The sequence below is a fragment of the Thermogemmatispora sp. genome (genome assembly GCF_019683755.1).
Taxonomy (GTDB): domain Bacteria; phylum Chloroflexota; class Ktedonobacteria; order Ktedonobacterales; family Ktedonobacteraceae; genus Thermogemmatispora.
The window spans coordinates 1-8592 of sequence record NZ_JADGHT010000201.1 but is presented as its reverse complement, the minus strand read 5'-3'; the positions used below and the strand labels follow the sequence as shown (position 1 = coordinate 8592).

Annotated in this window: 6 protein-coding genes; 2 read left to right on the top strand and 4 right to left on the bottom strand. The window is 55.6% G+C overall.

Annotation, left to right across the window (positions count from 1 at the left end):
* Window positions 1-167 precede the first annotated feature (167 nt).
* The gene (locus tag IRZ24_RS13090) at window positions 168-824 is read left to right on the top strand and encodes an HD-GYP domain-containing protein (RefSeq protein WP_297164957.1); all 657 of its coding nucleotides are present in this window, start codon (window positions 168-170) and stop codon (window positions 822-824) included.
* A 210-nt stretch (window positions 825-1034) separates the two neighbouring features.
* On the opposite strand, the gene IRZ24_RS13085 is transcribed toward IRZ24_RS13090, so the two are convergent.
* From IRZ24_RS13085 to IRZ24_RS13070, 4 genes are all read right to left on the bottom strand, one after another.
* On the bottom strand, window positions 1035-1835 hold the full coding sequence (locus IRZ24_RS13085) for a hypothetical protein (protein WP_297164955.1): 801 nt from the start codon (window positions 1833-1835) through the stop codon (window positions 1035-1037).
* A 38-nt stretch (window positions 1836-1873) separates the two neighbouring features.
* The gene (gene ehuA / locus IRZ24_RS13080) at window positions 1874-2632 is read right to left on the bottom strand and encodes an ectoine/hydroxyectoine ABC transporter ATP-binding protein EhuA (RefSeq protein WP_366914289.1); all 759 of its coding nucleotides are present in this window, start codon (window positions 2630-2632) and stop codon (window positions 1874-1876) included.
* Between the two features lie 123 nt (window positions 2633-2755).
* Entirely contained in the window at window positions 2756-3547 is a 792-nt protein-coding gene (locus IRZ24_RS13075; protein WP_297164951.1) for an amino acid ABC transporter permease, read from the bottom strand.
* 346 nt (window positions 3548-3893) lie between these two features.
* Window positions 3894-4802: an ABC transporter substrate-binding protein gene (locus tag IRZ24_RS13070; protein ID WP_297164950.1), complete on the bottom strand. Its 909-nt coding sequence runs from the start codon at window positions 4800-4802 to the stop codon at window positions 3894-3896.
* Window positions 4803-5258: 456 nt separating this feature from the next.
* Here IRZ24_RS13070 and IRZ24_RS13065 point away from each other — a divergent pair, with 456 nt between their 5' ends.
* A complete protein-coding gene (locus IRZ24_RS13065) occupies window positions 5259-7700 on the top strand; it encodes an amylo-alpha-1,6-glucosidase (RefSeq protein ID WP_297164948.1) in 2442 nt (813 codons plus the stop codon).
* The last annotated feature ends 892 nt before the right edge of the window (window positions 7701-8592 follow it).

Below are 8592 nucleotides of genomic sequence, written 5' to 3'. Positions count from 1 at the left end.
TCTTCAGGAAGAGCAAAATAAAGGACGAGTAACACAAAAGTACTGCCTGAAAACAAGAGCTTGGGCAGACAGCAGGTGAAAACATTACTATATTATATGATTCATCGTCTTGCACTCATCCTCTTTACTGTCATTCATTGTGGGCTTAGAGGGAGCAGAGCAGAGTGGTGGCAGTCAAAACCTTAAGGGATGGCGAGGAGAGCCGGGAGATCCTGCTCTCCTTTGCCAGAAGTATTAAGGAGCGCGACCTTGTGACCTACGAGCATTCGCGCCGTGTTGCTGTCTACGCCTATCGGCTGGCGAGTAAGCTGGGCTGGGAGCACGGTCAGGCCCGCGACCTGGCTCTGGCGGCGCTAGTCCATGATTTGGGCAAAACCTGGATCGCTAATGAAATTCTGCACAAGTCCGCGGCGCTCTCCGCTGAGGAGCGACGTAAGATGCAGCGTCATCCAGTGATTGGGGCGCGTATTCTGATTGGGTGCGATGTGGACCCCTTCTACGTTGAGACGGTCTTGTATCATCATGAGCGCTGGGATGGACAGGGCTATCCTTCGGGACTGCGCGGCGAGGCTATTCCTCTGAGCGCGCGTATTCTGACCGTGGCCGATGTCTACGATGTGCTCACCTCGCAGCGCCCTTACAAGCAGCCATATTCCTCAGAGATGGCTCGCGAGTGCATTGGCCGTGATGCAGGAACCAGCTTTGACCCGGGAGTAGTCTTGGCTTTTCTGGAGCTGCTGGATACTACACCGAATTTCCTTCTCCCCTGCCAACCAGCGGAGCTGGACCAACTGGCTGAGATTGCGCTGCTGCAATTGCCTTGATGCTTGCTTGCTAGTTCTGCTGGCTCTGCAGGAGCGAGTGTCGCCTGGTCGTCTGGTTCAATTCGCTGAAGGGCGAGAGCATCTCCTCCTGCTTCGGGGACCAGGCTGGACAGGTTGATATGCTTTTTTATTCCATAGTTGAAGGACTGGCTGGCCGGCTGTACGCCGGCCCGCTGGTCAGGGGGAGGTCAGTTTGAGCAGGGCCTGCGTTTAGCCTCGGGCAAGGACCCCCAGATCAAAGATTGGGCCATCCTGGCAGATGAGGCGAGGGCCATGCGCGGTTTCGAGAGCGCAAGCCAGACAGGTGCCAATACCACAGACCAGCGGTTGAAGTACGACCACTTGGGCAAAGCCGGGCTGGCGCAGGTCTTCGAAGCGCTGATAGAGTTGAAGCGCCGTTTCACGTGAAACGCCCAGGCAGACCGCATCTGCCCAACCAAGATAGTCCCCTAACAGCGTCAAGAGTGTTCTCTGCTGACCCGTCTTGTCGCCTGTGCCGTTCCCCCTATCCGTGTTACGGTCGCTGATCACAAGATGGTACTCCACTTCTATGGGCAGCAGCGCAGGCGGATAGCCTTCCTGAGCCTGCGCCACCTGCTGAACGAGGGTGACCTCCAGCCCCTGCTCACTGGCACGCTGGGCCAAGAGCGCTAAGGAGACGATGCCAAAGCCTTCAGCCACCAGGAGCAGCGTCTTTGCCCTGGCCGGCAAGCGCCAGCCCTGTCCCAGTGGGCCCAGAATGTTTAGCTCTTCCCCTACAGGTCGCTTTGCTAACCAGCGTGTGCCACGCCCACGTACCTGCAGCAAAATACGACAGTGCTCGCCCTCAACGCTGTGAATAAAGAAAGGGCGGCGTAGCAGCGGATCAAACGATCCCGCGTCGGCGCAGCACACCATGCAGTATTGGCCAGGACGCACAGCCTGCGCCAGAGCGGGCGCAGCTAGCTCCAACAGGTGCACATCCTGTCGCACCTGCCTATTATCCAGAAGGCTTGCCTGGTAAAGACGCATACTACCTCGCTTTTTCAGTTGACCTTGCCTGGTCGCACCTAATCTGCGGCAATGAGGCCCAGGAAGTTACGTGTACGCTCGTTCTGCGGATCATCGAAGATTTGCTCAGGTGGACCTTCTTCAACAATGGTCCCGTGATCCATAAAGATCACGTGATCAGCCACATCGCGAGCAAAACCCATTTCGTGAGTGACAACTATCATTGTCATGCCCTCCTCCGCTAATTGCCGCATGACTTTGAGGACTTCGCCTACAAGCTCAGGATCAAGGGCCGATGTTGCTTCATCAAAGAGCATCAGCTTGGGACGCATGGCCAGGGCTCGGGCAATAGCCACACGCTGCTGTTGACCACCCGAGAGCTTATGAGGGTAGGCATGAGCCTTATCCTCCAAGCCAACTTTCCGCAGCAGTTCCATCGCCTGGGCAACAGCTTCGTCGCGTGACATACCCAGCACATGGATAGGCGCCTCAATGATGTTCTCCAAGGCTGTCATATGCGCAAAGAGGTTGAAGCGTTGAAAGACAAAGCCGATCTGAGAGCGCATTTTGGCGATCTCGGCCTCCTTCGCCTTAACCAGCCGTCCCTTGATCAGGCGGTAGCCAACGAGCTGGCCATCAACGTAGATGCGACCTCCGTCGATCTTCTCAAGATGATTAATGCAGCGCAGCAGGGTTGTCTTGCCGGAGCCACTAGGACCAATAATGACTACTACCTGCCCACGCTTCACTGTCATATTGATATTTTTGAGGACAAGCAGGTCGCCAAAACGCTTCACGACCTCTTCAATGCGCACCATCTCTGGCGCTTCGCCTGTCCCAGAGGCAGAAGTAAACGGAGGTTGCGCCTGGTCACCTTCACGAAACCAATTGTCGCCCTGTAGCTGCGTCATTGAAAGGACCTCCTTTCTAGATAGAGCGTGCTAGCGCGCACCTCCATGCCCGCCGGCGATCAGCTTACCTGGCTCTACGGGAGGATTGCCAAAGCCCAAGACCCGCTGTGCCCAGCTTTTTTGGCCCTGCCACCGCCCGGGTCGTCCTCGCTTGGAGGCATACTCTGGGTCTAGCCGACGCTCAATCCAGCGCTGGAAGTAGTCCCACAAGGTAGTCAGCAGGAGATAGTAAAGGGTGGCCACGATCAGCAATTCGAAAGTCGAGAACGTTGGCGCCCCGAGAATCTCGGCAGTGCCGGTTAGCTCTTCGAGTCCAATGACCGAAGCAATCGAAGTGGTCTTGAGCATGTTGTTGAATTCGTTGCCAAGGGGAGGGATAATCACCCGTGCCGCCTGCGGCAAGATAATCCGGCGCATGGCCAGCCAATAGCGCATTCCGAGAGCACGCGCCGCCTCCATTTGCCCTGGATCAACCGAGCCGATGCCCGCACGGATAATCTCCGACATGTAGGCCGCCTCATTTAAAGAGAAGGCGATCAATATGCAGGCGATCTGGCTGAAGAGCAGGCCGGGAACGAGCTTGGGCAGCCCATCCCAAAGTAAGAGCACCTGAATGAGTAATGGACTACCGCGGAAGAACCAGACGTAGACTTGCACAGGGAAGGATAGCAACTTAAGGCGTGACATGCGCATGAGCGCTAGAAACAGGCCAAGGATCACCCCGGCAAGCTGAGCGACGACAGAGAGCCAGAGCGTAGTCCAGGCGGCCTGGAGGAAAAAAGGTGAGACTATGAATTTCCCGACGGTATCCCAATCAAACATGGCAGGGATCTCCTTGGGTCCTTGGATTGGCAAGAGGCAGCGCTGGGCGTAGAGAGAGCAGCGTCAACTTGCAGAGCAGAGGCCCTTAGCTGTCTGATCCGGCAGCAACGTTACCCTGGGTCTGACTTCTTCCTCATTGTATGATAGCCTAGTTCAGCAAAGAGAGGAGAGGGAGGCCCACCCCTCTCTTTGCTGAGAGCAGGAGCCATTGGCTCTCAAACATTAGTTTGCCATGTGTTTGCTCTATGCTGGTCATCAGCCTTTCTTCGCAGCAAATCAGTAAGCCATAGGAATGGGGCAACGAGCCGAAGAAGGCTGAGCTGAGGTATATAACATGAGCAGCTTGCTAGAGGAGAGTACGTCGCTCCACCAAAGAGATGGCGCCGCTGGTCACTCCCCACTTGTCAATGAGCTGCTTGTAGGTGCCGTCTGAGCGCATGGCGTCAAAGGCATTTTTCACAGCATTGTAAAGGGCCGTGTCGCCTTTGCGGAACATAATCCCCTCGGGGGCAGCATTGACCACCGAGCCACCCACTTCGAACTTGCCCGGGTTCTGCTTCAAATAGTAGTCGGTGACTGGTGAATCCTGATAGGTGGCCACCACACGGTGATTGGCTAGCAACTGGACAACCTCTGTTTGGTCCTTGAGTACCGTCAGGTGAATGGGAGGCTTACCAGCCTTGGTACAGTTTTCCGAGGCCGTCTGCAGATCAGTCTGCTCCACGGTCCCTGTCTGGACCCCAACGTTTTGCCCACAGAGCTGATCGACGCTCGTGATGTGTAGCGGGTTCCCCTTTTCGACAAGGAGCGACTCGCCGGCATTAAAGTAGGGGATGAAATCAAACTTCTTCTGCCGATCAGGGTTGATCGTCACAGCGGAGATCACCAGGTCAAAGCGGCGCGCCGCAAGATCATCGAAGATGGTATCGAAGCCGTCTGTCACAATGCGCGCCTGCAGCCCTAAGCGTCTGGCGATCTCTGTAATCAGATCGATGTCGAAGCCTTTGGGCTGGTTGGTGGCCGGATCAATGAACTCTTGAGGTGGATAGGTTGTATCGCTACCGACCGTCAGGACGCCCGGTGTAATCAAGCCGTACTTGTTGCTTGTAGCATTGCCCCCGCCGCTCGAGGGCGCTGAAGAGCCACCGCAGGCGGCCAGGATCAGGGCCAAGCTGAGTAGCATGCCCAGTAGAATGCTACTGCGGCTGGGCAGAAAACGCCGACCTCCTGCACTGTGGACTGGAGAGGATAGCATGGCAGACACCTCCTCGGGTTAACAGAACGACATGGGGTGCAAAGGATATGCGCAGTGTAGCATAGCTCGACTGTTATTGACAAGTTCCCGCTTTGATCGCAGACCTGGACGTCCGTCGACATAATACAAGGTAGGAGGCTATAACTGCTGTATAGCACAAAAGTCAAGGCCTGCACTGGGAAAATACACAGCTCTTGCTTGCTCAGGGCAGTGCGCTGACACTCACTGCATTGTTATATACGCCCCGCTTGGGAGGATTTTCACCCGAGGCTCATTTGTGCAACGCCAGAAGAACAAACCATTTACATTGTAGGGAGAACAGTATGAAAAACGCTGCTTCCTGGCGCTTGTTATGCTACACTAAATAAGGGGTGCTGTGAGGCACAACGCACAGGCAGAGTATGACGTTCAGCGGGGAGAGCCGCCTATCATTGAAGAGGGCCTGGAGGGTCCACGATGCCCATTACATTTGACCGCAGTATCTGTTGTGATCTCAACGAGACCATTTCGCGCGAGTGGCTCATTACGAATGGGCTGGGAGGTTACGCCGCTGGCACCGTTGCCGGCGTGCTAACACGCATGCAGCATGGTTTGCTGGTTGTCCCCATTGAGCAGCAGGCCCCTCCTCAACTGTTGCTGGCCAAGATCGATGAGGAGGCTGTTTTCGACCAACGCACCTATTATCTTGGAACGAACGAATACCGTGATGGCACGCTCAGCCCTGCTGGCTTTGTTCACCTGGAGACCTTCCGCCTGGAGGAGGGCATTCCTGTTTTCCTCTACCGCATCGGCGGTCTTGATGGGGTGATGCTAGAGAAACGGATCTGGATGATTCCAGGCCAGCACACGACCTGCATCCAGTATCGCCTTTCGCGCAGTCATGAGCAGCAGCCTTCCAGGCCAGCAAATGAGGGTCTGCGTGCAGCCAGTTCGCTCTCAGGTTCGGCCAGCCCCCCGTCTTACCAGCGTACATATCTGCGCTATCGCTCGTTAGATCAGCATGTGCTGGAGCTTACCCTTCTGCCATTCTCTGCCTATCGTCCTTTCGACTGCCCCCAGACCGGCCATAATGCCTGGCACTTTCAAGTAGAGGTGCATCACAGCAGCGAGCAGCTTACGGGAGTGGCCTCGCCCCTATGGTCTGGGGAGAGACCGCTCTTGCTGCCTCGCGGCGTGACCGGCTGCACTATTCGAGCCTATCAAGGCGCTCAGCCGTATCATTTATTTATCGTCGGTCATCCTGAAAGCCAGCCGCTTTTCATCCCCACAGGGGTATGGTACTGGCATTTTCTGCGGCGTGTTGACCGCGAGGCTGGGCGGCCTGCCGTGGATGATCTTTATTTACCTGGCGTTTTCCGCGCCCGTCTCTGGCCGGGAGAGGAAGCGACTCTCACCATCGTGGCCACAACTGAGGACCCGGCGCTCTTAACACTGACTCCCAGCTATCTGGCGCTGGCTTACCGGCGCAGCGTTGAGCAGCGCCGCGCCCTGCTCCAGCCCCAGCGCTACTTTGGCGAAGGCGGGGAAACCTCCTATCGTCTTCAGGTGCTACCGCTGACAGGTACGACAAATCCTCAACAAGAGAGTGAAGAGTTTCTACACTTGCTGGTGCAGGCAGGAGACCGCTTTATGATTCGTCAGCGGCCAGCACGCCTGACAAACATGAGTCCCGGATCTTATGCGGTCCCGCCAGGAGGCCAGGAGGCAGAGCGCTTCTCGATTCTTTCGACGTTCTATGGACTGGAGGAGTACACACGCGACGCTCTGATCGCCCTGCCCGGGCTAGCCCTGGCCACCGGGCGCTTCGAAGAGTGCCGCCGTTTGCTGCGAGGACTGGCGCGCTGCTTTAAGCAGGGTTTACTGCCAGACCGCCTGCCACGCGCAGGACAGAGCTTGAGCGAGGCAGACTATCGCAATGCAGATGCCACGCTCTGGTATCTTTATGCCCTCGATCATTATTCCCGCTTCAGTGGCGACGAAGAGCTGATCGCTGAGCTGTACCAGCGCCTGGCTGAAAGCCTACTCTGGTATCTAGAAGGAACGCTACATGGGATTCAGGTTGACCCAAGCGATGGTTTGCTGCGTAGCAACAGTCCCGACCAGGCCCTAACATGGATGAATGCTTATGTCAATGGCCGCCCGGTTACGCCACGCTCAGGCAAGCCAGTTGAGATCAATGCTCTGTGGTATCATGCCTTGGCACTGATGGAGGAGTGGTCGACGCTGGTGCGTGGGCGCGGAGGAGATACTTATTTGAGTGGTCGCTTTCAGGAGCTGCGCCGGCGCTGTGAGGAAGGCTTCCAGCGCTTCTGGTATGCAGAGGGCCACTATCTCTACGATGTGATCGATAGCCCCACAGGTCATGACTCCGGCCTGCGCCCTAACCAGCTCTTGGCCATCTCCTTGCGCCATACAGCCCTTGCGCCGGCTTACCGCCACGAGGTGCTAGAGCAGGTGACACGGCACTTATTAACCCCTTATGGTCTGCGTACCCTGGCTCCCCATGACCCGGCCTATCATGGACGGCTGGGCACTCGCAGCGAAGAACAGCAGGAGGCTCTTCACCAAGGGAGTGTCTGGACCTGGCTGATCGGCCCCTATATCGAGGCTCTTCTTAAGCTCGACGCCCCGAGAGGACTGACCCCGCTGAGCCAGGAAAAGATTACTCCTCTCGGACAAGAGTATATCTGGCGCCAGGGCTTACGCGCATTGGAGCCGTTCTTCCATGAGCTGGCCCAGAATATGCTCGGCATGGTCAGCGGCGTCTTCGACGGCGATCCTCCTCATCGTGCCGGCTATCAGGCTGCTTACGCTAGCGGTATCGCCGAGCTACTACGCATCTATAGCTATTTGGCCCAGACTGGAGCTGGACATCTGACCCCCGCTCTCTCGGTGTAAATAGAGCGTTCCACCATTTTCACATTTCCCTGCAGATAGTTTTATACACACTCCAGACAGGTTATCCACATTGCTTGTGGATAACCTGTCGATAAGGGTTTCTCGCCTTGATGACTTATCCACAGAGCAGGCAGTATTTTCCCGGTTATCCACAGGAGCTGTGGATAACTTATCCACATCGGTCACTGGACCTAACATGTCAGGACATCCTTCTCTCCACTTTTCCACCGTTTCTGTGGATAACTTTTCCACACTTTCCACACAACCAGGCGGCGTTCGAGAACTTGCCATACTGTATGCTTGCCATCTAAGATACGAAAACATCATAGCAAGCATGGAGCAAAAATCACTAATTCTAGAATCTTCCATCACAAGAGCAAGAGGCTCCTCAGCATTTATACATAGGTCAGAGGGAACACTGAATAAATAGCAGCAGTACCCCTTTTATCCACAGCTCCTGTGGATAACTTATCCACATCGGTCACTGGACCTAACATGTCAGGACATCCTTCTCTCCACTTTTCCACCGTTTCTGTGGATAACTTTTCCACACTTTCCACACAACCAGACGCTATTATCCAGACTTTTCCACTTTGCCTGTGGAAAACTTATCCACAGCCCCAGCGCGATCTTCTCTCTCTTCCACAGCCTGCTTGCCACTTATCCCCAGGTTTTCCACCGCTTTTGCACAGAGCAGGCGGCGTTTCTCAGGCGCATAATACTCATGTCAAGTAACGCACCGTGCCGCTTCCGAAGCCACTTTAGCTAACGGACTTGTTGGCATATCGGCAGGTGCTGGCCAGAGTTATCCACATTTCCACAGGCCCTATTACTACTGCTACCCATCTCCATCTTATAGAGAGATGGATAATAGTAGTAGGGAGTGTGGAAA